Origin of the sequence: Caproiciproducens sp. MSJ-32 (genome assembly GCF_018918055.1) — a bacterium.
Lineage (GTDB): Bacteria > Bacillota > Clostridia > Clostridiales > Clostridiaceae > Clostridium.
The window spans coordinates 12,662-38,210 of record NZ_JAHLPS010000014.1 but is presented as its reverse complement, the minus strand read 5'-3'; the positions used below and the strand labels follow the sequence as shown (position 1 = coordinate 38,210).

The 25,549-nt window shown below is 29.9% G+C and carries 28 protein-coding genes; 6 read left to right on the top strand and 22 right to left on the bottom strand.

What is annotated here, in order from left to right; all coding sequences use genetic code 11:
• Nucleotides 1-2 precede the first annotated feature (2 nt).
• The 6 genes from KQI16_RS01735 to KQI16_RS01710 form a co-directional block, all read right to left on the bottom strand.
• On the bottom strand, nt 3-1,232 hold the full coding sequence (locus tag KQI16_RS01735; RefSeq protein WP_216431712.1) for a cysteine desulfurase: 1,230 nt from the start codon (nt 1,230-1,232) through the stop codon (nt 3-5).
• A complete protein-coding gene (gene sufD / locus KQI16_RS01730; RefSeq protein ID WP_216431709.1) occupies nt 1,225-2,331 on the bottom strand; it encodes a Fe-S cluster assembly protein SufD in 1,107 nt (368 codons plus the stop codon). Before sufD ends, KQI16_RS01735 begins: the two co-directional genes overlap by 8 nt.
• Nucleotides 2,331-3,740, bottom strand: coding sequence for a Fe-S cluster assembly protein SufB (gene sufB, locus KQI16_RS01725; RefSeq protein WP_330654125.1), 1,410 nt, complete (start codon nt 3,738-3,740; stop codon nt 2,331-2,333). Before sufB ends, sufD begins: the two co-directional genes overlap by 1 nt.
• A 15-nt stretch (nt 3,741-3,755) precedes the next feature.
• Nucleotides 3,756-4,505, bottom strand: coding sequence for a Fe-S cluster assembly ATPase SufC (gene sufC / locus KQI16_RS01720; protein WP_216431707.1), 750 nt, complete (start codon nt 4,503-4,505; stop codon nt 3,756-3,758).
• 239 nt (nt 4,506-4,744) lie between these two features.
• A complete protein-coding gene (locus KQI16_RS01715; protein ID WP_216431706.1) occupies nt 4,745-5,293 on the bottom strand; it encodes a GNAT family N-acetyltransferase in 549 nt (182 codons plus the stop codon).
• A gap of 255 nt (nt 5,294-5,548) precedes the next feature.
• The gene (locus KQI16_RS01710) at nt 5,549-6,133 is read right to left on the bottom strand and encodes an NUDIX hydrolase (protein WP_216431704.1); all 585 of its coding nucleotides are present in this window, start codon (nt 6,131-6,133) and stop codon (nt 5,549-5,551) included.
• Between the two features lie 114 nt (nt 6,134-6,247).
• Here KQI16_RS01710 and KQI16_RS01705 point away from each other — a divergent pair, with 114 nt between their 5' ends.
• Nucleotides 6,248-7,399, top strand: a complete 1,152-nt coding sequence (locus KQI16_RS01705; RefSeq protein ID WP_216431702.1) for an AI-2E family transporter — start codon at nt 6,248-6,250, stop codon at nt 7,397-7,399.
• A 46-nt stretch (nt 7,400-7,445) separates the two neighbouring features.
• Here the strand turns inward: KQI16_RS01705 and KQI16_RS12830 are convergent, their stop codons facing one another.
• From KQI16_RS12830 to KQI16_RS01665, 8 genes are all read right to left on the bottom strand, one after another.
• Nucleotides 7,446-7,724 (bottom strand): hypothetical protein, encoded by a 279-nt coding sequence (locus KQI16_RS12830; RefSeq protein ID WP_286172832.1) that lies wholly within the window; start codon nt 7,722-7,724, stop codon nt 7,446-7,448.
• Nucleotides 7,725-7,984: 260 nt separating this feature from the next.
• On the bottom strand, nt 7,985-9,664 hold the full coding sequence (locus KQI16_RS01695) for a bifunctional diguanylate cyclase/phosphohydrolase (protein ID WP_216431701.1): 1,680 nt from the start codon (nt 9,662-9,664) through the stop codon (nt 7,985-7,987).
• Between the two features lie 58 nt (nt 9,665-9,722).
• Nucleotides 9,723-9,854 (bottom strand): cyclic lactone autoinducer peptide, encoded by a 132-nt coding sequence (locus KQI16_RS01690; RefSeq protein WP_216431700.1) that lies wholly within the window; start codon nt 9,852-9,854, stop codon nt 9,723-9,725.
• Entirely contained in the window at nt 9,854-10,513 is a 660-nt protein-coding gene (locus KQI16_RS01685) for an accessory gene regulator ArgB-like protein (RefSeq protein ID WP_216431699.1), read from the bottom strand. Before KQI16_RS01685 ends, KQI16_RS01690 begins: the two co-directional genes overlap by 1 nt.
• A complete protein-coding gene (locus KQI16_RS01680; RefSeq protein ID WP_216431698.1) occupies nt 10,506-10,973 on the bottom strand; it encodes a hypothetical protein in 468 nt (155 codons plus the stop codon). The genes KQI16_RS01685 and KQI16_RS01680 overlap by 8 nt, the downstream gene beginning before the upstream one ends.
• A gap of 31 nt (nt 10,974-11,004) precedes the next feature.
• Nucleotides 11,005-11,559: a DUF5317 family protein gene (locus KQI16_RS01675; RefSeq protein WP_216431697.1), complete on the bottom strand. Its 555-nt coding sequence runs from the start codon at nt 11,557-11,559 to the stop codon at nt 11,005-11,007.
• A gap of 214 nt (nt 11,560-11,773) precedes the next feature.
• Nucleotides 11,774-12,235, bottom strand: a complete 462-nt coding sequence (locus KQI16_RS01670) for an S-ribosylhomocysteine lyase (RefSeq protein WP_216431696.1) — start codon at nt 12,233-12,235, stop codon at nt 11,774-11,776.
• Nucleotides 12,236-12,308: 73 nt separating this feature from the next.
• Entirely contained in the window at nt 12,309-13,262 is a 954-nt protein-coding gene (locus KQI16_RS01665; RefSeq protein ID WP_216431695.1) for an MraY family glycosyltransferase, read from the bottom strand.
• Between the two features lie 202 nt (nt 13,263-13,464).
• On the opposite strand from KQI16_RS01665, the gene KQI16_RS01660 reads away from it, so the two are divergent.
• Nucleotides 13,465-14,043, top strand: coding sequence for a manganese efflux pump MntP (locus KQI16_RS01660; RefSeq protein ID WP_216431694.1), 579 nt, complete (start codon nt 13,465-13,467; stop codon nt 14,041-14,043).
• Nucleotides 14,044-14,224: 181 nt separating this feature from the next.
• Here the strand turns inward: KQI16_RS01660 and KQI16_RS01655 are convergent, their stop codons facing one another.
• From KQI16_RS01655 to KQI16_RS01620, 8 genes are all read right to left on the bottom strand, one after another.
• Nucleotides 14,225-15,211: a molybdopterin-binding protein gene (locus KQI16_RS01655; protein ID WP_216431693.1), complete on the bottom strand. Its 987-nt coding sequence runs from the start codon at nt 15,209-15,211 to the stop codon at nt 14,225-14,227.
• Nucleotides 15,212-15,263: 52 nt separating this feature from the next.
• Nucleotides 15,264-16,361, bottom strand: a complete 1,098-nt coding sequence (locus KQI16_RS01650; protein ID WP_216431692.1) for a mechanosensitive ion channel family protein — start codon at nt 16,359-16,361, stop codon at nt 15,264-15,266.
• A gap of 175 nt (nt 16,362-16,536) precedes the next feature.
• Nucleotides 16,537-16,695 (bottom strand): DUF1540 domain-containing protein, encoded by a 159-nt coding sequence (locus KQI16_RS01645; protein WP_216431691.1) that lies wholly within the window; start codon nt 16,693-16,695, stop codon nt 16,537-16,539.
• Nucleotides 16,696-16,807: 112 nt separating this feature from the next.
• Nucleotides 16,808-17,413, bottom strand: a complete 606-nt coding sequence (locus tag KQI16_RS01640) for an FMN-dependent NADH-azoreductase (RefSeq protein ID WP_216431690.1) — start codon at nt 17,411-17,413, stop codon at nt 16,808-16,810.
• A gap of 227 nt (nt 17,414-17,640) precedes the next feature.
• On the bottom strand, nt 17,641-18,519 hold the full coding sequence (gene sdaAA, locus KQI16_RS01635; RefSeq protein ID WP_216431689.1) for an L-serine ammonia-lyase, iron-sulfur-dependent, subunit alpha: 879 nt from the start codon (nt 18,517-18,519) through the stop codon (nt 17,641-17,643).
• 3 nt (nt 18,520-18,522) lie between these two features.
• The gene (gene sdaAB / locus KQI16_RS01630) at nt 18,523-19,203 is read right to left on the bottom strand and encodes an L-serine ammonia-lyase, iron-sulfur-dependent subunit beta (RefSeq protein WP_216431688.1); all 681 of its coding nucleotides are present in this window, start codon (nt 19,201-19,203) and stop codon (nt 18,523-18,525) included.
• A 3-nt stretch (nt 19,204-19,206) separates the two neighbouring features.
• Nucleotides 19,207-19,383 (bottom strand): hypothetical protein, encoded by a 177-nt coding sequence (locus KQI16_RS01625; RefSeq protein WP_216431687.1) that lies wholly within the window; start codon nt 19,381-19,383, stop codon nt 19,207-19,209.
• 366 nt (nt 19,384-19,749) lie between these two features.
• Nucleotides 19,750-21,408: a nucleoside kinase gene (locus KQI16_RS01620; protein WP_216431686.1), complete on the bottom strand. Its 1,659-nt coding sequence runs from the start codon at nt 21,406-21,408 to the stop codon at nt 19,750-19,752.
• A gap of 168 nt (nt 21,409-21,576) precedes the next feature.
• On the opposite strand from KQI16_RS01620, the gene KQI16_RS01615 reads away from it, so the two are divergent.
• The 4 genes from KQI16_RS01615 to argH all read left to right on the top strand — a co-directional run bounded on the left by KQI16_RS01615 (nt 21,577) and on the right by argH (nt 25,443).
• Nucleotides 21,577-22,227 carry a DUF421 domain-containing protein gene (locus KQI16_RS01615; RefSeq protein ID WP_216431685.1) on the top strand — a complete coding sequence of 217 codons (651 nt, stop codon included), beginning with the start codon at nt 21,577-21,579 and terminating at the stop codon, nt 22,225-22,227.
• A complete protein-coding gene (locus KQI16_RS01610; RefSeq protein WP_216431684.1) occupies nt 22,227-22,607 on the top strand; it encodes a DUF4363 family protein in 381 nt (126 codons plus the stop codon). The genes KQI16_RS01615 and KQI16_RS01610 overlap by 1 nt, the downstream gene beginning before the upstream one ends.
• A 205-nt stretch (nt 22,608-22,812) precedes the next feature.
• Nucleotides 22,813-24,042, top strand: coding sequence for an argininosuccinate synthase (locus KQI16_RS01605; protein ID WP_286172831.1), 1,230 nt, complete (start codon nt 22,813-22,815; stop codon nt 24,040-24,042).
• The gene (gene argH / locus KQI16_RS01600; protein WP_216431683.1) at nt 24,043-25,443 is read left to right on the top strand and encodes an argininosuccinate lyase; all 1,401 of its coding nucleotides are present in this window, start codon (nt 24,043-24,045) and stop codon (nt 25,441-25,443) included. It begins immediately after the preceding gene.
• The last annotated feature ends 106 nt before the right edge of the window (nt 25,444-25,549 follow it).

Here is a 25,549-nt window from a genome sequence, read left to right as displayed (position 1 = left end):
TATTACCTCCATTTTGCGAACATATCGTAGGTTTTCTTTATAGCTTCTATTAACTTATCTATATCTTCCTTAGTATTGTATAAATAAATACTTGCTCTACAAGTAGCATTAATTCCCATATATCTCATTAAAGGCTGAGCACAATGATTTCCTGCTCTAATGCAAACTCCTAGGGAATCGAAAATTGATGCGCAATCATGTGGATGAACTCCATCAATTGCAAAGGATATTACTCCCCCTCTTTTTTCTACTTCCTTTGGACCATATATGGTTACATAAGGTAGTTCGCTCATTTTTTCCATGGCATAGGTCATTAATTCAGCTTCAATTTCTTCTATCCTGTCCATGCCTACTTCATTTAAATAATCTATAGCCTTAGCCAAACCTACTGCGCCTTCAACATTTTGTGTTCCAGCTTCGAATTTATATGGCAGTTCATCAAAAGTAGCTTCTTGCTCATACACATACTCTACCATATCTCCACCAAAGGTTACAGGAGGCATTTTTTCTAGTAATTCTTTCTTACCATAAAGTACTCCTATTCCCATAGGTCCTAAAAGCTTATGAGCAGAGAAAACTAAGAAGTCTGCATCTAAATCTTGTACATCTACTTTCATATGAGGTACACTTTGAGCTCCATCTACAACAACTACTGCTCCCTTTGAATGAGCATATTTAGCTATTTCCTTAACTGGATTTATTGTACCTAAGGCATTAGATACTTGAGTTATTGCTACTAGCTTTGTTTTATCTGTTATTTTACTCTTAATTTCTTCTTCTGTAAGCTCACCATTTTCATTAGTGTACATATATTTTAAAACTGCACCCTTAGCTTTTGCTACTTGCTGCCATGGTATAAGATTAGAGTGATGTTCTGCAATGGAAATTACAATTTCGTCCCCTTCATTAATAAAATTTAAGCCATAGGATCTTGCTAAAAGATTAAAGGAGTCTGTTGCATTTCTTGTAAATATTATTTCTTCTTTATGTTTTGCATTAATAAAAGCTCTAACCTTTTCCCTTGCTTCATCATAAGCCTCTGTTGATGCAACACTTAATGCATAAGATCCTCTATGAGGATTTGCATTTGAATTTTTATAATATTCTACCATAGCATCAATAACAACTTGTGGTTTTTGTGTAGTTGCCGCACTATCTAAATATACTATTCTCTTACCATTTACTTCTTTTGTTAAGGTTGGAAAATCTTTTATTATATCTCTGTTATTCATTATCCAAACATTCCTTTATAGCCTTAAATATTTCTTCTCTAGAATTTTCATCATCTATTTTATCAATTATAGGATTGAATGCACCTTCAATTATCACTCTTCTAGCTTCATTGTAATCTAATCCCCTAGCCATTAAGTAAAATAGCTTATTTTCATCTATTTTGCCTGAAGCAGCAGCGTGTTCTCCTGAAACATCATCTTCTTCACATAATAGTAAAGGTAATGCCTTTGATTTAACCTTTGGAGATAAAATCATGCAATATTCATCTTCAGCACCAGTACTTCTTGTTGCTCCTCTTTTGAAATCTATAGTTCCTCTGAATATTTTTTGAGCTTCATCCTTTAAAGCACCCTTTGTAGAAATATTTGAGCTGCTTCTTCTTCCTCTATGAGTCATAACATAATTAATATCTATAATTTTATCTTTAGCACCTAAGTATATTGAATTTAGGGTTGAAGCTGAACTATCTTCTCTTAAATCTCCATGATAGTTTGTTATACTATACTTTCCACCTAGCTCTGCTGCTATAAAATCAACACTTCCATTATAGCTTACATCTGACAGGTTAGAATCTAGATGCATTGTCTTGTTGTTTAATAAGTTTATCTTTGTTAATTTTAACTTACTATCATCTTTACTAAATACTTTTAATATACCATTATGGTATCCTTCAGAATCATCTAAAGAATTGTATTTTATAATGATGTTTGCTTCAGATTGCTCTTCACAAACTATTATTATATTATCAACTAAAGTATTATTATCTTTATCCATATTGAACTCTATTATAATAGGTTCTTCTATTTTTGCCTTTCTTGCTATATTAATAATATAGCCTTGGTTAAAGTCTTTTTCACCTTGGCTTATTAATTCATCTGATACACCATAAGTGAATTTTTTATTAAAAGGAAGTACTTTTTCCTTATCTATCTTTTCAATTATTACTCCATTATTTTCATTAGCAGTTATTTTTACATTTTCAAATTTACCTATAACTGGAGCTTTATAGTCAGCTATTGTTACATCATTAACCTTTAGCCAGCTTTTTGTTCTTACAGGAGTCTTATTTAAATTGCTGAAATTTACATCATTAACCATTATCCTATGCTCCCTTCTAGTTCAAGCTTAATTAAGTTATTCATTTCAACTGCATATTCTAGAGGTAATTCCTTTGAAATTGGTTCAACGAAACCTCTAACTATCATTGATTTAGCTTCATCTTCACTTATACCTCTGCTCATTAGGTAGAATATAGCTTCATCACTTATCTTACCTATTTTTGCTTCATGTCCGATTTCTACATCATCTACTGCTAAATCAATTACTGGAATTGTATCTGATTTTGAAAGATTATCTAGCATTAGAGATTCACAGGATACAGTTGATTTTGAATTATGAGCATTTGCATTAACTTTAACAACTCCCCTGTAAGTTGCAGCTCCGCCATTTTTTGATATTGATTTTGAGTTAATTGTTGAACTTGTATTTGGAGCAGCATGAACAACCTTTGCTCCAGTGTCTAGGTTTTGACCTTTACCAGCAAAGGATACTCCAGTAAATTCTGCTGTCGCTCCTTCTCCCTTTAAAACACTCATTGGGTATAGCATAGAAATATGTGATCCAAAGGATCCTGATACCCATTCTATTCTTCCGTTCTTTTCAACAATTGCTCTCTTTGTATTTAGGTTCAACATATTCTTAGACCAGTTTTCTATTGTACTGTATCTTAATGTTGCTCCTTCTTTAACAAATAACTCAACACAACCTGCATGAAGGTTTGTTACATTGTATTTAGGTGCTGAACATCCTTCTATGAAGTGAAGCTTAGCTCCTTCTTCTACAATGATTAATGTATGTTCAAATTGACCTGCTCCAGGTGAATTTAATCTAAAATATGATTGTAGAGGAATATCTACATTTACTCCCTTTGGTACATATACAAAGGATCCTCCTGACCATACAGCTCCATGTAAGGCTGCAAATTTATGCTCTCTTGGAGATACGCATTTCATGAAGTATTTCTTAACAATATCTCCATATTCTCTTATAGCTGTTTCCATATCAGTGTAAACAACACCCTGTTTTACTAAATCTTCTTTTATACTATGGTAAACAACTTCTGAATCGTATTGTGCCCCAACACCTGCTAGGGATGTCTTTTCTGCTTCAGGTATTCCTAGAAGATCAAATGTCTTTTTAATATCTTCAGGAACTTCATCCCAGCTTTCAGCCATTTTAGATTTTGGTCTAACATATGTAACGATATTATCCATATCCAATTCATCTAAGGATGGTCCCCATGTTGGTAAAGTAAGTTCATTATATATTTCTAAGGACTTTAATCTAAATTCAGTCATCCATTCTGGTTCATTTTTTTCTTTAGAAATAGTCATTACTATTTCCCTTGTTAGTCCTTTATCTGTTTTAAACTCATATTTATCTTCATTCTTAATGTCATAGATGCCTCTATCCATTTCCTCTACGACAGTTTTTTTTCTATTTTCCACAGGCTCACCTCCAAACTAAATTGCTGCCTTCTTAAATGCTTCATAACCTTCTTGTTCAATTTGTTCAGCAAGGCTTGCATCTCCAGTTTTAACAATTCTTCCATCAACTAAAACATGAACGTAATCAGCTTTTAAGTTTTCTAATATCTTTGTATTGTGAGTAATTATTAATACTGCATTGTTTTCATTTGAATACATTTTGATACCTTGAGAAACTATTCTAATAGCATCTACGTCTAGTCCTGAATCTGTTTCATCAAGAATTGCTAGTTTAGGATTTAACATAAGCATTTGAAGAATTTCGTTTTTCTTCTTTTCTCCACCTGAGAAACCAACATTTAAATATCTCTTTGCATATTCTGGCTTCATTTTTAGTTCTTTCATGTTATTTTTTAAGTCCTTATCGAACTTTAAAAATTTAATTAATTGACCATCTATAGCAATTTTTGCACTTCTTATAAAGTTCTCAACAGTTATTCCAGGAACTTCTTCTGGATGTTGGAATGATAAGAATAAGCCCTTTCTTGCTCTTTCATCTGTCTTTAATTCTGATATATCTTCACCTTCGAAAATAACTTCTCCAGACTTTACCTTATATTTTGGATGAGCCATTAATGTGTTAGCTAGAGTTGATTTACCAGCACCATTTGGTCCCATTATTACATGAATTTCACCTTTTTTTATTTGTAAGTCTAATCCCTTTAGGATTTCTTTTCCTTCAACCTCTGTTCTTAATCCACTAACCTTTAATAATACTTCGCTCATTTTTACATCTCCTTGTTTATATAATCCATACAATTTCACTCTGATTTAATTATATCATACTAAATAACTCGTATTTAATCAAATATATTTTTTATAAATATAGGCTGTATGTGTTTATTTTCACATAGTAGCTTTTAATAGCTATTTATTTCTTATGAAAATGATAGGATTTTGCATATTTACGAGTAATCCTATCAATTATTGTGTAATGTAGAATTTTCAAGGTTCATTCTACATTACTATCTTAGTTCTTTAGAAAGAATGTATCTCCTTAACCCTCCGTATTTTAGCTTATCTTTTTTTATTTTATAACCTGAATTTAAAAATGTGTTTAGACTATATTTATTATAAGGTGATACTGTTGCTGCAAGAAGCTCCATTCCATCTTCTCTTGCAATTTCCTCTATTCTCTCACATATTATCCTCTGTAATCTGTTACCCCTATACTCTTCCTTAACAACTGTTGTCTCAATTTGGGCAGTTTTTAAAAGTATTTCTCCTTCTAAGCCTAAATCATAAGCATAATTTTCCTTATCATATCCCTTTTTTAAATAAACCCCCATCGCTATTAAATTATCTTCTTCATCTAAACACCCTATTACTTTTCCCCTTTCAAAGGATTTTATAAATTCCTCCCTATCTGTCTTTGCAAATAACTGCTTATCTTCTAATCCCTTATATATTTCTTCCTGCAGTTCCATAATTTTATCTAAATATGATAGATCCAATTCCTTAAAAAAAGCATCTATAATTTTACCACTTCTATTTTTAATTCTTAATTTAGTCATAATACATCACCCCTTTAATTCAGTGTGGAGTTTGGAGTGTGGAGTGTGGAATTCAGTGTGGAGTTTGGAGTGTGGAGTGTGGAATTCAGTGTGGAGTTTGGAGTTTGGAGTGCTGAGTGGGGAGTTGTTTGGGCTGGACAAGCTAACTGATAACTACTAACTCAAAACCCAACTCCAAACTCCACACTCCTAACCCCTAACCCCTAACTCCAAACTCCACACTCCTAACTACTAACTCCACACTCCTAACTGCACCTAACTATTTATAAAATTGCTTATTGCAAGGTATGCCTTAACATCAATATTTTGACCTGATTTTAATATTTCCCTTCCCTCTTCCTTAGTAATTAATTTTACTTCTATTTCTTCATCTGCTTCTAAATTTTCTAAGGATACTTTTCCTTTACAATTACAGCTTACCAAGGCAAAGGATTCATCAGTCATTCCTACTGAAGCATAAGTTTTTTGAATTGTCTTATCATAATCTATGTCAACTAGATCTAATCCAGTTTCTTCTTTTAATTCCCTTCTAACTGCTTCCTCAAAAGTCTCATTTCCATCAATTAAGCCTGCTGGAAGCTCTATTACAAAATCATTAATTGGAACTCTAAACTGCTTAATTATTACTAATTTATTTTCTTCAATATGTCTAGGGATTATTACAACTGCATCTATTTTATCTTTTTTTCCCTTAAAAAACTTATCATTTATTTCTTCTATATCTTTTCTAGAAGCTATAGTCCACTTTTTATTTTCCCCAAGCTTATTTATATATTCTGCTTCATATAAGTTTAAAAACTTAGTTTGAGCTAAAGTATTTATTTTAGTTATTTTTCCCATATTATCACTCCAATATCTACTATATTTATTCACCTTTTATTATACAATATATTATTGTAATCAGCTTCTAAAATATGTATAATATTTGTAATAAAAGCAAAAGGATGTGAAAGATTGAAAGAAATAGACGAGAAATTTAAAAAGAATTTATTATTAGGAACATTATTAATAGCAATATATTTTATACTTTCAAACTTGGGATATTTTTTAAAGGGCTTTAGAATTTTTATTCAAATAATTAATCCCTTTTTAGCTGCTTTTGCAATTGCCTTTGTATTAAATATTCCTATGACTTTCTTCGAAACAAAAGTTTTCTCCTTTTTAGAAACAAAAAAATATATCAAATATAGAAATTTCAAAAGACCATTATCCATTTTAACTACTTTTATAACAGTCATTGGACTAATCACTGCCCTAGCTTTATTTGTTATTCCACAATTAACTTCTAGTGTTTCTACATTACTAAAAACTATTCCTGGATACATGAGTTCTTTTGAAAGATTAATTTCCCAGTACATTAGTGATTCTGAAATTTCTAAAGAGCTTTTACAAAAAGTCTCCTCAACAATTATGACTGCTTGGAAGGATTTATTTACTGTTGGCGGAGAAATTATATCTAATTCCTTATCAAGCATTTTAAATACAACATTGAATATAACTAGCGGTTTGATAAATTTTATTTTATCAATAATTCTTTCTGTTTATATGTTATCTAGCAAGGAGACCTTAATTTACCAGATAAAAAAATTACTTTATGCCTTTTTAGATGAAAAAACTGCTGATAAGCTTATTTATATTGGAAAAATTAGCAACCTTACTTTTTCGAAATTTATTTCTGGTCAATGTGTAGAAGCTGTGATTTTAGGCGGCCTCTGTTTTATTGGAATGATTTTATTAAGAATGCCTTATGCTCTATTGATAAGTGTACTAATTGCTGTAACTGCCTTAATACCTGTGTTTGGTGCCTTCATAGGAACCATACCTGCTGTTTTTTTAATTCTTTTAATAAGTCCTATAAAAGCCTTATGGTTTATAATTTTTATACTATTCCTACAACAATTTGAAGGAAACATAATCTATCCTAAAGTAGTTGGAAACTCTGTTGGCCTTTCAGCCCTATGGGTTATGATGGCTATGTTAGTTGGAGGAAGTAGCTTAGGAATATTGGGAATGCTTATTGGAATTCCAGTCTTTAGCGTTTTATATCAACTATTAAAAGACAAGACAAATAAAAAACTAAAAACAAAGGAAATTGAAATTAAATAAAAAAGGCTGATCCTTTAGGATTAGCCTTTTTTATAATATTTATATCTTAATTATCCTTATTTATCCTATCTAATATCTCCTCACAAAGCCTATGAGTTTCTAAAGCATCCTCTAGACTTATTGATGGTTCCCTATTTTCTTTTACTGCACTTATAAACTCATCAATAATCGGTTCAAATCCTCTTCTGTATAATATTCTATCCCAATCATTAAATTCTTTGATTTCCTTTTTATTATTCTTGTATATTTTAGAAGTCATTAGATGAATATCCTGATTTATTAGCTCCTTATACATTGGAGCAAATCTTCTGTTTAAGCCAACCATTAATATTTTATTTTCTTCTTTTGCTAAGTTACATGCCCTTACACTTTCTTCGTAAGAATAGCTAATAGGCTTATCTACATAAACATTAATTCCGGCCTTTAATAGTTTTTCTATTATTTGAAAATGACTTTCTGTTGCAGTATGTACAAAAGATAAGTTCTATATCTTCCTTTACCGTAATATATGGCAGATATGCTTTAGTACATATATTTCCAAGTCCAATAATTGCAATTCTCATTAATATCACCTCATACCCTTAATTACATAAGATTATCAAATTTATTACTATTTTCTTTTATAACTTCTATAAAGGCCTGACTTATTTCAGGATCAAACTGAGTTCCTGAACATTTTTTTAATTCTTCAATTGCCTCTTCATAAGTTTTTCTCTTATTATATGGTCTATTTGATGTCATTGCATCAAAACTATCCACAACACTTAAAATTCTTGCTAAATAAGGTATTTCTTCAGCCTTTAATCCATAAGGATAACCCTTTCCGTTATATCTCTCATGATGATGAAGAATTATTGGTATTGCTCCAGATAAACTGTCTATATTCTTTATTATCTCAACACCATTTTCAGGGTGCTGCTTAAGCATTTCCCATTCCTCATTAGTTAAAGGCATCTTCTTCATAAGAACTTCCTTAGGAATATTTATTTTACCAATATCGTGCATATAAGCTCCATAAATTAAATTTTCCTTATCTTCTTTAGATAAGTTTAATTTATCAGCCATTAGACGGCTATATAAAACTACCCTTTCTGAATGGCCATATGTATACCTATCCTTAGCATTAATGACGCTAATCAAGGTTTTTACTGAAGAAACCAATTCTACATCCTTATCTTCTATGTCCTTTTCTAATTCTTCTAATATAGATTTATATCTTTCAACCCTGTTCTTATTAAAGAATTTCGCCCTATATAAGGCATCATCAGCACTCTTTAATAATTGCACTTCATCTTTAGCATTATCTGGGAAAACAGAAACTCCTGCAGAAATTGTTAATACTTTATTAGGCTGATTTTCCTCTCCATAAAAGCTTTCTTTTTCTACTGCTTCTCTTATTTTATCTGCTATTCTTAAAGCTTCCTCTTCATTAGTCTCTGGCAGGATTATTGCAAATTCTTCTCCCCCATATCTTGCTGCAAAATCCTCTTTTCTTACATTTCTCTTAACAATTTCTCCAATAGTTTTTAAAACTTCATCTCCCTTTTGATGACCATTTAAATCATTATAATGCTTAAAATAATCTATATCAAAAAATATCATTGAAACTGGCTTTTGAACTTTTTCTGATAAAAAAACTTCTTCTTTCAATCTTTCCTGAAAAGATTTATGATTATATAAACCAGTTAAGGCATCAAAATTAACTAATTTTTCTAATTGTTTAATGTGCTCTCCTTCAATTTTTACATAAAAGCCCAAAATCCATGCAGTTAACATAAATATTCCAACAAGAATTAAATCATTTTGAAAATACATATTTACTCTCTCATTAGCTAGAGATATTAAATCTAAAAATATTATTAAAGCTGAACTAATACCAGCAGTTGTTAGTCCTGCCTTAAGACCGCTTTCAATAGTAGCTGTACAAATTATAAATAAAAATAATATTTTATAAGGACTTTCATATCCCTCAGACGCTAAAAGTGCTATAAAAAATATAGCTATAAATACAAAATATTCAATCCAATTTCCATACTTTCTATTTCTCATAACCAATCTTTTATCTATTGAAAAGGTCCAAAGAAAATAAACCAATAAGAATATTAAACCAGCAATAAAAACTGAAACAGTTTTTATTAAAATATTAACTTCATTTATCTTATCTTCATAAAAAGTATATTGAAAAAAAATAATACTAGTCAATAGAAGAGATACTATTTTTACAGTTGATACAATATCATATATTCTCTTTTCTCTTTCATTCATTTCAATAACCTACTTTCATTTTTAAATAAAGATCGGTTTCCCGACCTTTATTTAAATATTACTCATCTCTTAAGCATTTTGGCTCTTCTGGCTGATATGATAGCCATGCACATGCTGATGTAGCAACTGTTGTAGCAATAAGTGTTGCAAAAGCAGCAATAGCCATTAAAATCTTATTATTTCTTTTCATTACTTTTCCTCCCCACTAATAAAAATTTTATTTAAAAAATGATCCACTAAATTAGTTGCTTTATGTCCAGCTTTAGTTAATGTAAAAACTTGCCATGCTGTTCCAAAATAAATACATAAAGCATAAGATAAAAAAATCTTATTTGAATTAATAGAAAATAAAATACAAGCAACAATAACTAAAACCAGATAAAAAACTAATGTTGTTATGGAATCATTTTTTAACCTTTTTATCTTTTTCTCTGACTTTATCGGCTTATTTGGATTATCAACTGGAGCTAACTTATACACTAGCACAAAAGAAAATAAAAATATGATTACTCCTATTACTGTTACAGCTATTATATTTTTATCAATTATTGAAATTATTTTTGCAGGTATTAGTGTTACTAATAATCCAATAATTGTACAATTCATTGCCTTGCTTGCATGTGCTCCTCCTGATGACCTTCTTAAAATGCTGCTTGTAAAAGCTATAAGCAGCGCTTCCTTCACAATCCCAAATATGCCTCCTAAGATAATAGTTAAAATTATAGATATAGCCATTTGAAAAAATGAATGTAATCCATATTTTATTACTTCATATTTATCATTATCTAAGTTTAATTCTCTTTTTAAGTTAAGAGCTATATTTTCTGAAATTTTATCTATATTATACATTCTTAAAACCATCTTTCCTTGAAAAGAATTTATAGTATAAAAATATAAAGCTAAGACTTAGAACTAATGAAGGGATTCCTAAAATACTTTTACTTATTGGATCCTGTAATAAAAGATTAAAATTTAACTTAAAAATATATTTTAATAAAACTAAATTTATTCCTTCTGACAAATATTGAACAATAAAATGTATAATAGTTCCTTTAATAGCACTTATTAAATCTATCTTATTATAAAATATAGATAAAATTATTATAAATAATATAGATAGTATTGTGTGAACTCCAAAAACTATAGGCAAAAATCTAATTGCAAACATAGCTACAGCAGCTATTAAGGAGGATATTACATATCTTTCTTTATCTATTTTAGTTTCTGAAAAAACATATACTCCTAATAAATATATAAATCCTTCTGGGATTGCCCTTAAAAAAAACTCTATTGGTTGTATCTCTAACATATTAATCCTCCTAAGCAATCTAATATTCAGATTAGCTTTTTATTAAATTTTGCTTTTTATTAATTTCTTTTATTACACTGTAAATAATAATAAAAACATATAGCCTCATAAAAATATCACCTAAACTAAGTACGCTATAACCTATATCAAATATATCTGTTAAAAACTTCAGCTTAGTGGATTCATTTCCCAAAATATGTATATTATCAATTTGGCCAAAGGCATTTATATCTATATAGCCTGTTATACGGGAAAGGGTTGGAAATACAGGCATAAATCCATTATTTGCCCTTATGGCTATATCATTTAAAAATCCTCCAAGAAATATAAATATCGAACCAATAATAGCTTGTACATACTTTTCATAATAAAATATTAAGGGCAGATAGGAACATAAATATATAGTTTTCAATATATTTACATATTTAATCATAAAATAATTACCCATAAAAATATTAACTTGAGCAAATAAGTATATAGCTTCTAAGGCTAATACTGGATATATTGTCCAACTTTTAAAAATTCCCTTTATTTTATATCCTTTAATTTTAGAAAAAATTAAGGAGATAATTATTGCCTCTAACATAGATTCACCTTTTAAAGCATTCAAATAAATTACAAAATTCTTATTCCAAAAATACCACTGTTACATTATACCATTATAGAGCAATATTTTCCATATTATTTTACAAATTTATATGATATTTTATTTAATTATATTAAAAATTTTATACAAGTTTGTAAAAAAAGAACTATATCTAAAATAATTTAAAAGATATAGTCCTTTTGTTTTTAATATTCTATTTATCTTCTCCATAAATATTTAAGGAAAATCCCTTTTCTAGAGCTTCCCTTGCATATTCCTTAGCCCCAAATAAAGATAAATCCCTATAATTTCCGCATTGAATTTCATTAGCTGCTGGAATTTCTCTAGCTTCTAATACCTTCTTTAATGCGTCTTCAAGGGCTTCCTTTATTTCTGAAGCTTCCCTATCTCCCCATATGCTTAAATAAAATCCAGTTCTACATCCCATTGGAGATAAATCTATAATTCCAGTTAGACTTTCTCTTAGAAAATTTGCTAGTAGATGCTCTAAACCATGCATTGCTGCTGTTCCAAAAGCTTCTTTATTAGGTTGTAAAAATCTAATATCAAACTTAGTAACCTTGTCTCCCATTTCTCCATTTAACACACAGCACTTTCTTATATATGGCGCCTTAACAATTCTATGATCTAATTCAAAACTTTCTACCTTTTCCATAACTAAACCTCCTATTTTCAATTAATCATTAAAATTTACCTTCACTGATTCCGCTTCAACATTATTTATTGTATTAATTTCTAATTAGCAATAATACAATTGATATTAAGCTGAATGCTAGACTTACTGCATTTATGTATATTACTACTTGTTTTGGTGAAAATCCTTTTGCCTGTAATCTAAAATGTATTTGACTTCTGTCAGCTTGATAAACTGGTTTTCCATCAATAAATCTCTTTATTATTACAAATATATTATCAAATATAGGTACTGCCAAAGCTAATATTGGTATAAAAATACTCATTAAGGTAGCTTGTTTAAAAGCTCCATCTAAAGCAATTATGCTTAAAATAAAACCAAGAAAATTTGCTCCCGAATCTCCCATATATACCTTTGCTGGATATTTGTTATAAATTAAAAATCCTAAAGTTATAGCTGCTACCATCAAGGAAAGTACTATTGACCCCTCTTGCCTCAATATTATTGCAGCTCCTAAAAAGGTAATAGATGATATACAGGACAAGCCACCTGCCAGGCCATCCATCCCATCACACCAATTAATCACAGTTGTAACGCCAAATATCCAAGTAATTGTTAATATTAATTGAATTACTGGGGATAATTCTATATATATTTCTGTTAAAGGGTTAGTAAAACCTCTAAATATTATACCTGCCTTATAAATAATAAAAGCAGAAAAAAGTTGAATAATCAGCCTTGGATAGATAGGAAATTCCTTCCCCTTTGTCTTATAAAAATCATCTAATAAGCCAATAGCAATTATTAATGTAGAAGCTAAAAATATAGATAGTTTAACAGAAAAGTCGGAATAATCATAAAAAATAAAATAGGTAATAAAAAAAGCTATATACATAGCTAATCCACCTGTAAGAGGAGTGTCCTTACTATGTTTTTTTCTTTTAGTAGGTTTATCAGTAAAACCAATTTTAAAAGCAAATTTGATTAAAATCGGAGTTAATAAATATACTATTATAAATGCTAATATAAATGCTAAAACATATTGCATATTATTCTCCTTAAATTTAAAATATTAATGTTGACCTTGAAGCTAATTATTTTAAATTAAAATTTCTATAATTTGTTGAATAATTGCAAAACAGCTTCAATTTTTTTCTTCAGTCATATAATTTATTATTAATTATACTATTATTATGATTAATTATCAATTAATAAAAGATTACATAATTATTAACAAGGGAGTTATTTATATGAGTATTTTGACCTTTTTCTTAACAGGTGTTGGACTATCAATGGATGCCTTTGCAATATCATTAACCAAAGGCTTTTGTATAAGAAGGGATATTATTAAAAAGTCTTTTATAATATCTTTATTTTTTGGACTATTTCAAGGGATAATGCCACTATTGGGCTGGCTTTGTGGTATTTATTTTGAAAGTTATATTAAATCTATAGATCACTGGATAGCCTTTCTTCTACTAGGATATTTAGGCTGTAAAATGATTTATGAAAGTGTTAAAAATAAGGAAAATGAAGAATTAGAATGCTCCTTAGAGGATGATAAGTTAGATTTAAAGGAATTAACTGTGCTTTCAGTAGCAACAAGTATTGATGCCTTAGCTGTTGGAATCAGCTTTGCCTTTTTAAGCATAAATATAATTCAAGCCTCATTAATAATATCAATTACAACTTTTATTATCTGCTTCTTGGGAGTTTCCTTTGGAAAAGTAATAGGCAATTACATTCAAAAATATTCAGAAATATTAGGTGGAATTATTCTGATAGGAATTGGAATTAAAATCTTAATAGAGCACCTTTTTATCAGTTAACAATTAATAAAGATTGCGAAACAATCTTTATTAGTGTGTAGTTTACAGTGTACAGTTGAGGAAATAATTCAACTTAAGCTGAATTATAAGAAATATAATTTTAGAAACTACGCAGTAGTTTCTTCCTTAACTGCTAACTGCACATTATAAACTGTAAACTAAAAGATTGCTTCGCAATATTTTATAGGTATTCATCTGTAATTACTAGTCCTCCATGACTATATTTTGCAATTTCTTTCTTAGTTAACTTTTCTCCTGCTAAAATTCTCGGTAATAATACATCAAAGCTTGTTGATTTTGAAAAAATGACTCCTCCTGGTAAGCCTAAAATTGGAATTTCCCCTTTATAAGAAACTAAAAACATTGCACCTGGAAAAATTGGTGTTCCATAAGAAATTATTTCTCCAGCAGCTTCTTCTATTGCCTTTGGAGTAACATCATCTGCATCAACAGACATCCCCCCTGTACATAATACAAGTTCTGCTCCCTTATCTATCCATTCGTAAATAGCCTCTTTAATTTTCTCCTTATCGTCTGCTAAAATACTTTGTCCTATTATTTCACAATTATATTTTTCTATTTTCTTGCTTATTGCAGCTTTTGATGCGTCTTTTATTCTTCCATAATATACTTCACTTCCTGTTGTTACAATTGCAATCTTTTTTGCCTTTATAGGAATTACTTTAATTATCTTTTCCCTTAATAACTTTCTTACCTCAATTAATTTATCCTTTTTTATTGCTAAAGGAATAACCTTTGTAGCTGCTATTTTATCTCCCTTTTTTACTACACTATTATTTCTTATGGTTGATAAAACTATTTCCTCAATAGAATTTAATTCTATAAGCTTTTCCACATCTATCTTTAAAAGTCCATCTATCTTTGCAAAGATTTCTATCTTTCCTTCCTTAACTTCAGCAGCTACAGTTCCTTCTCCGCAAGCCATATTAAAAAGCTCCTCTGCTGCCTCATTTTCATGTATAAGCTCCTCATTGTCTTCCCAAATATAAATATGATCCTTTCCCAAGGAAAGCAGCTCTTCTATATCTTCTTCCCTAATTATATGTCCTTTCTTAAATGCAACTCCCTTAAATTCTCCTGGCACTATTTTAGTTATATCATGACAAAGGGCAACTCCTACTGCATCTTTAACATTAATTATCTTCATATTACCAATCCTTTGCTATTATTAATTTTTCAACTTTATTATAGTATATAATTTATTTAGACTTTTCTAAAGACTCACTCTTATTTAATTCTGTAATCTCATTTTCTATGTTAAAATTTATAAACATTAACTCAATTTCTAAGTCCCTTAATATTTTAAGAATATCTAAATTAATTTCTTGCTTAAGCTTTTCATATTTATAATAATTCATTTCAGTGGTATAAAAAAAAATGAATATTCCATATCCATATATTGAAAATTCATTAAAGCTTACAATTATCATTTCTTTACTAATTTTTTCCTTAATATTTAAATACTCTTCAATTGCATTTACTGCCTTTTCTATTTTTTCAATTTCAATATTGGGCTTTATTATAAACTTATAACTTATCTTCATTACTTTTCTTTGAGAAAAATTAAATATTTTATCATTAGCAAGTTTCGAATTAGGTACTGTAGCAATTGCCTTGGAGAAGGTTCTAATTTTTGTACTTCTAAAGGTTATTTCCTCTACTATTCCTTCAACCTCTTCTGTTTTGATCCAGTCTCCTATTGCAAAAGGCCTGTCTAAAGCAATAATCACCCCGCCAAAAAGATTTGAAAATGTATCTTGAGCCATTAAGGCAAAGGCAACTCCACTTATTCCAAGTCCAGTGATAAAACCTGAAAAGCCAAATTCCTTTGCAATGCAGCTAACACCCACAATAATTATTAGCAGCCTAAATACTATAGATAAAAATGGAAAGGCTATTGTATTGTTAGCATTATTTTTTCCAATATTCTTATATAATAAAGAATTTTCCAAGGTTAGATTATATAAAAAGCAGCATACAACTATGACTATTATCATCTTTCCAAGTCTATCTAAGGAAATCTTGGCAATATCTATTTTTTCATATTCTATTATATGTAAAGATATATGAGCAGCCTTTAAAAATATAAATAATTTTAATGGTTTTTCTAAAGCTTTAACAAGGCTGTCATCAGCAAAATTTTTTGTTTTTTCAACTATTTTAACTATATATTTAAAAATATTAGAAATAATATACTTATTAATTAAGGAAGCAAAGAAAATTATAATCATTGATATTATATATCTGCTAATGCTAATCCTGGTCATTTGTATAAATATTCTCTCTAATTCTTCCATACTACCCCTACTTTCGCTTTACAATTAGCTATTAACTATTTTATTTTTTATCTTTCTATCTTTTATTATTCATTTTATATAGTAGAAGAAGGGTAATAGTAGTTAAATTTGTTTAGAAAAATAGGGATAGCTTAGCTATCCCTATTTCCCTTATTTTACTGTAAACTTACTGTAATTACTTTAATTCAAAGGAATTACAGTCTGTGCATTCTGGAGTAGTTGCACGATTTTCATGTTTTCCAATTTGAATACCATCTAAACTACAGTAATTTTCTGCTTGTGCATGATATTTGCACTCATTTACTGTACATTTAATGCTTGGATTCTTGTGCATCCCTTATCACCACCTTCGAAATTATTATTTGCGTTTTTTTATTAAGTATTCACTGATAATATTTCCTATACTGGTGATAGAAATGCATTATTTCTTCATTTTCTATCTAATTTTAAAATTCTTTAGCTAAAGTTTTCGCCTTTTCAATTGCTTCATTTAATATTGCATTTACATCCATTCCTTGAACGTCTAATTTTTCAGCAGTAATTGCTTTTATATCTTTAACGCCAAAAAATGTTAAAATTGTTCTTAAATATCTTTCTCCCATTTCAAAGGCAGCTCCTTGAGGACTTGAATAATCTCCTCCTCTTCCTGCAACTATAAGAGCCTTTTCAGCTTTGCATAAGCCAACAGGACCATTTTCTGTATATTTAAAAGTAATTCCGCTTACACATACGTAATCAAAATATGCCTTAACTATAGCAGGATTTCCTAAATTCCACATAGGTGCAGCTATAATAATCTTATCAGCTTCTACCATTTGATAAGCATATTTTAAAATCGGATGATTTCTGCTTTCTTCTGTTTTAGGTCCAAATATTGTTCCTAAATCTTCTGGTCTTAGGAAATCAATATTTTCCTTATATAAATCTAATACTGTTACTTCGTCTTGAGGATTTAATTTTTTATATTCCTCAATGAAAGCATCAGAAATTTTAAAAGTTCTTGATTCACCTTCTGGCTTTATGTTTGCTTTTATATATAATACCTTACTCATTTTTACCCTCCAAATTTAATAATTTTGATTTGTCATCTTATCAATAATTAATATTAATTGATTTCTATTATCAATATCTTTTAATAAAAGGATACACTATATAACTTATTTTTACAAGTATTAATTTTTTTATGCACACTAATAAAGATTGCTTATCAATCTTTTATAATTCTTCCTAAATTGTCTATTAGCCTATGTCAATTATCCATAAAAAAAGTCTTTGGCTATTAGCTGCCAAAGACTTTTTTTCTTAATTCTATTCCTGTTTTTGTCACTGCAACTCCGCCTTCTCCTGTTTCTCTTAAGGATGCAGGAAGATTTCTACCAACCTTATACATGGCTGCAACTGCATCATCAAAAGGAATTTTTGATTCAACTCCAGCCATAACTAAATCAGCTATACAAAGGGCATTTATTGCCCCTCCTACATTTCTTTTTGCACAAGGAACCTCTACCAAACCTGCCACAGGATCACATACTAAGCCTAAAATATTTTTAAATACAATTGCTCCTGCATCTAAGGACATTTTAGGACTTCCACCCATCATTTCTACAATAGCTGCTGCTGCCATTGCAGCTGCAGAACCACATTCAGCCTGACAACCACCCTCTGCTCCTGCAAAGGTTGCATTTCTTCCTATTATCATTCCAACTGCAGCTGCTGCAAATAAGGCCTTTATAAGTTCATCATCCTTTTTAGATAGTTTTTCCCCTGCTGTTAATATTGCTGCTGGCAATATTCCACAAGATCCAGCAGTAGGGCAAGCCACTATTTTTCCCATGGAAGCATTTACTTCCGAAGATGATAAAGCCATTGCCATAGCAAGAAGCATAGTATCACCTGTTAAGGATTTTCCACTTTCTAAGTATTTCTGTATTTTATAAGCATCTCCACCTATTAAGCCGCTTACAGAAAAAACTTCTCTTTCTCTTGCTTCCCTGGAACTATTTTTCATGACCTCCAGCACTTTCTTCATTTTTGAAATAACTTCTTCCCTGGATAATTCATTATCTTCCATTTCCCTTAAAATAGCATATTCGCTTAAGGATATTGAATTTTCCTTACATATTTTTATAAGTTCTTCACCAGACTTTGCTATATCCATACCTTATTCTCCATCCTCTACCTTTTCTATTAGTATAACCTTCTCTATTCCTTCTACTTTTTTTATTTTTTCAATTAAAGTCTTATCCACTTTACTGTCTAATTCAAAAGTCATAGTAGCAATTTTACCTTTTTGCTTTCTCTCTAAATTCATAAAAGCTATATTAATTGCGCTTGAATATAAGATATTTGTTACCTTTGCTACTGTACCCGGAATATCTCTATGAGTCGTTATAATAGTGTCATAACTACCAGTAAAATGAACCTTACTTCCGTTAATTTCAACTATTTCAATATTTCCTCCACCAATTGAACTTCCAACTATTTCGCAGCTTTTATTATTGGCACATTTAATTAAAAACTTAACTGTATTTGGATGACAATCTCCTAAATCCTCTTCCTTAAAGATAATATTTACTCCCTTTTCCCTGGCAATTTTCAATGAATCTCTTAATCTATCATCAGAAGGATTCATCCCTAATATTCCTGCTGCCAAGGCCCTATCCGTTCCATGACCTTTATAGGTTTTAGCAAAGGAACCATGCAATAAAAAAGTTACTTCCTTTACTTCACAGCCTGCAATTGCCCTAGCAACCTTTGCTAATCTAGCAGCCCCTGCAGTATGTGAAGAAGATGGACCAACCATTATAGGACCTATAATATCAAAAACTCCTAATCCAGACATATTTTATTTCCTTTCTTTAATCCTCATTTCTATTTTTAAGCCACTAGGGACAATATTGCAATATATTTTATTATTATTTTCTCTTAAATTAATTTTATCAATTTCGCTCATTTTATAGTATATAAATTCTTCATCATTAGCTATAATAAGTTCCTTCCCCTTCTTATTTCTTAAAATCATATAGCCCCTACAATAATCTTGTTTTTTATATAATATTATACACCAATAAAAGTAAATAAATATATAAATTGTAATATTAACTAATAAAAAAACCTCATTACTAGGGGATTTTCAATTAATCAATTCCACACTCCTAACTCCACACTCCTAACTCCTAACTCCTAACTCCTAACTCCTAACTCCAAACTCCTAACTCCACACTCCTAACTCCACACTCCCAACTCCTAACTCCACACTCCTAACTCCACACTCCTAACTCCAAACTCCTAACTCCACACTCCCAACTCCTAACTACTAACTCCAAACTCCACACTCCTAACTCCTAACTGAGTTTCAACTCCTAACTCCTAACTGTTTCACACTGTTTTAGTATTTATAAAAAATGCTTCCTCCAATAAACTCCCTCAATATACTGTTAGTTGGAACATAATCCTTATCTATTTCCTTAAAGAAACCTAAAAAAGATTTAAGCCTGCTGGCTTCTAAATATACCGGACTATCTTCTTTAATCTTATCTAATTCCTCTAGAGCATATTTCTTTAGTACACACAATTCATATACCAAGGTTGAATTAAACATTACATCTGCTTCTTCCTGATAAACAAAGATATTTCTTTCTTCTCCTCTTCTTATAGAAGGCCACATCTTTAGGGTAAGTTCTCCTCCATAGCCCCTTGATAAAATATCTCTAACTATTCTCCTTACCCTTCTTATATCTGTTGTTGCAATTCTATTGTGATTATCTAAGTTTAACTGAGTTAGGGCTGAAATATATATTTTAAACTTATTTTCATCAGGTACAGAGCTGGTTAGCATTGGATTTAAACCATGAATTCCTTCAATTATTAATATTCCCTTTTCTGGAAGACTAAGTTTATTGCCTATCCATTCCCTTTCTCCTGTCCTAAAATTATAATGAGGAATTTCTACTTCTTCCCCCTTTAATAAGCCAGTTAAATTCTTATTAAATAAATCTAAATCAAGGGAATAAATACTTTCAAAATCATAGTCTCCATTTTCATCCTTTGGTGTGTTCTCTCTATTTACAAAATAATCATCTAAAGAAATTGGAATAGGGGTGTAACCATTGACCTTAAGCTGAATTGCAAGTCTGTTTGCAAAGGTAGTTTTACCTGAAGAGCTAGGTCCAGCAATTAAAACTATTTTTGTTCCCTTCTTCTCATGAATCATATCTGCTATCTGAGCTATTTTCTTTTCATGAAGAGCTTCAGAAACCATAACTAAATCTCTAATTTCATTTTTCTCTATCTTATCATTTAATGCCCCTACCTCACCAACGCCAAGAATATTTATCCATCTTTCTGTTTCTATAAAAATCTGAGAAAGCTTTCTATTTTCCTTAAAGAAAGCTAATTCCTTTAAATTATCTTTTTTAGGATATCTTATAATAAAGCCTGGCTCGTAATACATTAAATCAAAAGCCCTTATTACTCCTGTAGAATAGGCCATTTGTCCATAAAAATAATCATATCTTCCATCTAACTCATATAATTTTACAGTTTTAAAATCAACATGACTTAATAGGGATATCTTATCTTCCATGCCATAGCTCTTAAAAATTTCCATGGCCTTTTCCTTTTTAACCTTTATCTTATTTATAACTATGTCCTTATCTATTAATTCAAGCATTCTCTTTTTAATCTTCTGAAGATCTTCCTCATTTAATGGCTCTTTCTTATGAATTTCGCCAAAAACTCCCCCATCTAAACTATGTTCTATAGTTATGGTTGCATCTTTTGGAAAAACATCTAATGCAGCCTTAATAAATATAAACTGCAGGGTCCTAGTATATATTTTATATCCAATTGGACTATCAAAACTTATTAATTCAATACTTCCATCTCTATCTATTTTATCTATTAATTCCTTATATTCACTATTTATTCTACATAAAGCAAATTCGCTTGGATCCATTTTTAGATGGTTTTCTATGAATTCCCTGTAACTTATACCTTTATGCACAATATATTCCTTATTTTTGAATTTTATATTAAAATCTCCCATAATACCTCCTATCTATATAAATTCTAATATATTTTAATAACATTATATACATTTAGTTGTAAAAATGCATAAGAAAAACACTAGTTATCTTTTTAACAGTATAACTTTGTATTATATAAGAATAATTAATAAAAAAAAGATAAATACTAGGATTAAGAGGTGTTTCATATGCTAATTGTGTTAGTAAGAACAATAATTTTATACGCTTTAGTTATATTAGTAATTAGATTAATGGGTAAAAGACAAATAGGAGAACTTCAACCCTATGAATTTGTTATAACTATAATGATTTCAGATCTTGCCTCCTTACCAATGCAGGATACAAGGCTTCCACTATCCTTAGGAATAATACCAATAATTACATTATTATTTATAAAAATAGTATTATCAATAATTCAGTTAAAAAGTCAAAAAGCTAGAAAAATATTAGAAGGAGAACCTACAATTTTAATTTCAAAAGGAAAAATACATTTTGAAAACCTAAAAAAACAACAAATTAATCTAGATGAACTTATGGAAGAAATAAGACTTGCTGGGTATTTTGACTTGTCAGAAATAGAATACGGAATACTAGAAAATAATGGACAAATGTCCTTTTTAGCAGGAAATAAAAATCAAAATGCTTCAATGCCTGTAATTTACGTTCTAGATGGAAAAATAAACACAAATTCTTTGACCTCTGGTGGTAAAAGCAAAGAAGTTATACTTGAAGAATTAAAAAAGCATGGAGTAGGTTCAATTGAAAATGTATTGATTGCAATGACTGATACTAATGGAAAGTTCTTTTGCCAACTATACGATGAAAAAGGTGATGCTTAATGAAAAACACAATTATCTCCATAATACTCTTTGTCTTATTAGTTACTGGCTTAACTTATATAAATAATAAATTTACTAATTTATGCTCTGATTTAATAGATAAATCAAATGAAATAGAAAAATTACTAGATAAAAAGGAGCTAGACACAGCTTATACAAAATCCCTAGAGCTCTTAGAGTACATAAACTCAAAGGATTTTATTCCTTCAATTTATTTAAACCATATTGACTATGATGACTTAATAAATGAATGTTTAAAACTATGTGTTTATATTAAAAGGGAAGATATTGCAGAAGCCTCTGCCTCCTTAGATTTAATAGAGTTTTCCTGTGAACATTTAATAAAAATACAAAAAATTAATTTAAAAAACATACTTTAATAAGTTCATACTCCCCAATTCATAATGCCAGTTAAGGAAATAATTCATTGGATGCTATTTTTTTTAGATTCATAAATATTAAATTCCTTGACTGGTATTTTATTTATGCATAAAAATAAATTTTTCTTGCATATTTATACATAATAGTTTTATAATTATAAATAAGTTTTCACTTTTATTATTTAACAAATTGGGGGTAGAAAAAATGAAAAATAATAATATGAAAAAAATAGTCCTTGCTTATTCTGGCGGTCTTGACACATCTATTATAATTTCATGGCTTAAGGAGAATTATAATTGTGAAGTTATAGCCCTAGTTGGAAATGTTGGACAAAAGGATGAGCTAGTAGGATTAGAAGAAAAAGCTTTAAAAAGCGGGGCATCAAAATGTTATATAGAGGATTTAACAGATGAATTTGTTAATGATTATATTTTCCCAACAATAAAAGCTGGGGCAGTTTATGAAGGAAAATATTTATTAGGAACATCCTTTGCCCGTCCAATAATAGCAAAAAAATTAGTCGAAATTGCTCTTAAGGAAGGAGCTGATGCTATTGCTCATGGATGTACAGGAAAAGGTAACGATCAAGTAAGATTTGAGCTTGCTGTTAAGGCCTTTGCTCCTGATATGAAAATAATTGCTCCTTGGAGAATTTGGGATATAAAATCAAGGGAAGAAGAAATTGAATATGCCTTAGAAAGAAAAATTCCTATATCCATAAGTTATGAAACTAACTATAGCAAGGATAAAAATCTATGGCACTTAAGCCATGAAGGACTTGATTTAGAAGATCCTGCTAATGAACCTAAATATGATAAAATTCTTGAAATGTGCAACACTTTAGAAAATGCACCAGATAAGCCAAGCTATATAAAATTAAAATTTGAAAAAGGCATTCCAGTTCAATTAAATGGAGAAAAACTGGATGGAGTTAGTTTAATTGAAAAATTAAATAAAATTGGCGGAGAAAACGCTATTGGAATAGTAGATATGGTAGAAAATAGATTAGTAGGCATGAAATCTAGAGGAGTCTATGAAACTCCAGGGGGAACTATTCTTTATAAAGCCCATAAAGATTTAGAAGAAATTTGCTTAGACAAAGAAACTGCTCACTATAAGCAGCAAATTGCCTTAAAATTTGCAGATCTTGTTTACAGTGGTCAATGGTTCACTCCACTTCGTGAAGCTCTTTCGGCCTTTATAGACAAAACTCAAGAAACAGTAACTGGCGAAATCACTTTAAAACTATACAAGGGCAACATCATAAATGCCGGCATGACTTCCCCTTATTCACTATATAGCGAAGAATATGCAACCTTTGGAAAAGATGCTGTTTATAATCAAAATGATTCCTCTGGATTTATAAATCTTTTTGGACTGCCTATAACAGTAAAAGCAAAAATGGAAGAAAAATTAAAGAAGGGTGATAAATAAATGAAACTTTGGGGCGGACGTTTTGAAAAAGGAATTAATGAAAATGTAAATGACTTTAATTCATCAATAAGAATAGATAAAAGAATGTATAAGGAAGATATAAAAGGAAGCATTGCTCACTCAAGAATGCTTGGAAAAGAAAATATTATCCCAGAAGAAGACAGTCAAAAAATCATTTCTGGGCTTAATAAAATATTAAAAGAAATTGAGGAAGGAACTCTTGTTATAGATGATAATGCTGAAGATATCCACAGCTTTATTGAAGAAACTCTGACTTCCTATATAGGTGAAGAAGGAAAAAAACTTCATACTGGAAGAAGCAGAAATGACCAAGTAACCCTAGATACAAAACTGTATCTAAAAAAGGAGTTAAAAATAATTGCTAGTTTACTTTTAGCTCTTCAAGAAGTTATATATGATAAGGCAAAGAGAAACATTGATACAATAATGCCTGGCTATACCCATATGCAAAAGGCTCAGCCAATTACCTTTGCCCATCATATTTTAGCCTATGCCCAAATGTTTATAAGAGACTTAAGCAGGCTGGAAGACTGCTATAAAAGACTAGATGAAATGCCTTTAGGGAGCGGTGCCCTGGCTGCTACCAGCTATCCATTAAATAGGGAAATGGTTGCAAAAGAATTAGGCTTTTCTTCTATAACATATAACAGCATTGATGCAGTTTCTGATAGGGACTATGCAATTGAAGCCTTATCAGTTTTATCTATAATAATGATGCACTTATCAAGATTTTCAGAAGAAATAATTCTATGGGCAACTAATGAATTTAGCTTTATTGAATTATCAGATGAATATAGTACAGGCAGCAGCATTATGCCACAAAAGAAAAATCCTGATGTGGCTGAACTTGTAAGAGGTAAAACTGGAAGGGTTTATGGCAGTCTAATTACCCTTCTTACTGTTATGAAGGGCCTTCCCCTAGCTTACAATAAAGATATGCAGGAGGATAAGGAAGCATTATTTGATGCTTTAGATACTGTAAAACTGTCATTAAAAACCTTCACTGGCATGTTAGATACAATGACTATAAACAAGGAAAAGATGAAAACAGGTGCAGCTCTAGGTTATACTAATGCTACTGATGTGGCTGACTATTTAGTAAAAAAAGGCCTCCCCTTTAGAAATGCTCACGAAATTGTTGGACAAATTGTTTTATACTGTATAAAGAAAAAGCTTGCTATTAATGATTTATCTTTAGAGGAATTAAAGAACTTCTCATCTCTTTTTGATATAGATATATATAAAGCAATCAGCCTAACAACTTGTGTTGAAGAAAGAAAAGTAATTGGCGGCCCAAGCTCCTTCTCAGTGGAACTTCAATTAGAAATCCTTGAAAATTCAATTATAAAATATAAGGAAATCTTTGAAAAACTTAAATAACAATATTTACCAGTGCAGAGTGCACAGTTCACGGTTCACAGTTAAAGGATGAAACTGTGTACTGCAAACTGTGCACTGTAAACTATTTTCTCATAATTTCCGTCTT

Coding starts and splice junctions, on each gene's coding strand:
- KQI16_RS01625 (WP_216431687.1), bottom strand. CDS start 19,383: ATGATTTTAAGAAATAAGAAGGGGAAGGAACTTATTATAGCTAATGAT.
- KQI16_RS01710 (WP_216431704.1), bottom strand. CDS start 6,133: ATGGGAAAAATAACTAAAATAAATACTTTAGCTCAAACTAAGTTTTTA.
- KQI16_RS01685 (WP_216431699.1), bottom strand. CDS start 10,513: ATGTATAATATAGATAAAATTTCAGAAAATATAGCTCTTAACTTAAAA.
- KQI16_RS01655 (WP_216431693.1), bottom strand. CDS start 15,211: ATGAAGATAATTAATGTTAAAGATGCAGTAGGAGTTGCCCTTTGTCAT.
- KQI16_RS01650 (WP_216431692.1), bottom strand. CDS start 16,361: ATGGAAGAATTAGAGAGAATATTTATACAAATGACCAGGATTAGCATT.
- KQI16_RS01715 (WP_216431706.1), bottom strand. CDS start 5,293: ATGACTAAATTAAGAATTAAAAATAGAAGTGGTAAAATTATAGATGCT.
- KQI16_RS01620 (WP_216431686.1), bottom strand. CDS start 21,408: ATGGGAGATTTTAATATAAAATTCAAAAATAAGGAATATATTGTGCAT.
- KQI16_RS01680 (WP_216431698.1), bottom strand. CDS start 10,973: ATGTTAGAGATACAACCAATAGAGTTTTTTTTAAGGGCAATCCCAGAA.
- KQI16_RS01640 (WP_216431690.1), bottom strand. CDS start 17,413: ATGAGTAAGGTATTATATATAAAAGCAAACATAAAGCCAGAAGGTGAA.
- KQI16_RS01675 (WP_216431697.1), bottom strand. CDS start 11,559: ATGTTAGAGGCAATAATTATCTCCTTAATTTTTTCTAAAATTAAAGGA.
- KQI16_RS01690 (WP_216431700.1), bottom strand. CDS start 9,854: ATGAAAAGAAATAATAAGATTTTAATGGCTATTGCTGCTTTTGCAACA.
- argH (WP_216431683.1), top strand. CDS start 24,043: ATGAAACTTTGGGGCGGACGTTTTGAAAAAGGAATTAATGAAAATGTA.
- KQI16_RS01695 (WP_216431701.1), bottom strand. CDS start 9,664: ATGAATGAAAGAGAAAAGAGAATATATGATATTGTATCAACTGTAAAA.
- KQI16_RS01610 (WP_216431684.1), top strand. CDS start 22,227: ATGAAAAACACAATTATCTCCATAATACTCTTTGTCTTATTAGTTACT.
- sdaAA (WP_216431689.1), bottom strand. CDS start 18,519: ATGGATATAGCAAAGTCTGGTGAAGAACTTATAAAAATATGTAAGGAA.
- KQI16_RS01660 (WP_216431694.1), top strand. CDS start 13,465: ATGAGTATTTTGACCTTTTTCTTAACAGGTGTTGGACTATCAATGGAT.
- sufC (WP_216431707.1), bottom strand. CDS start 4,505: ATGAGCGAAGTATTATTAAAGGTTAGTGGATTAAGAACAGAGGTTGAA.
- KQI16_RS01670 (WP_216431696.1), bottom strand. CDS start 12,235: ATGGAAAAGGTAGAAAGTTTTGAATTAGATCATAGAATTGTTAAGGCG.
- KQI16_RS01615 (WP_216431685.1), top strand. CDS start 21,577: ATGCTAATTGTGTTAGTAAGAACAATAATTTTATACGCTTTAGTTATA.
- KQI16_RS01735 (WP_216431712.1), bottom strand. CDS start 1,232: ATGAATAACAGAGATATAATAAAAGATTTTCCAACCTTAACAAAAGAA.
- sdaAB (WP_216431688.1), bottom strand. CDS start 19,203: ATGTCTGGATTAGGAGTTTTTGATATTATAGGTCCTATAATGGTTGGT.
- KQI16_RS01605 (WP_286172831.1), top strand. CDS start 22,813: ATGAAAAATAATAATATGAAAAAAATAGTCCTTGCTTATTCTGGCGGT.
- KQI16_RS12830 (WP_286172832.1), bottom strand. CDS start 7,724: ATGGTTGGCTTAAACAGAAGATTTGCTCCAATGTATAAGGAGCTAATA.
- KQI16_RS01665 (WP_216431695.1), bottom strand. CDS start 13,262: ATGCAATATGTTTTAGCATTTATATTAGCATTTATAATAGTATATTTA.
- sufD (WP_216431709.1), bottom strand. CDS start 2,331: ATGGTTAATGATGTAAATTTCAGCAATTTAAATAAGACTCCTGTAAGA.
- KQI16_RS01645 (WP_216431691.1), bottom strand. CDS start 16,695: ATGCACAAGAATCCAAGCATTAAATGTACAGTAAATGAGTGCAAATAT.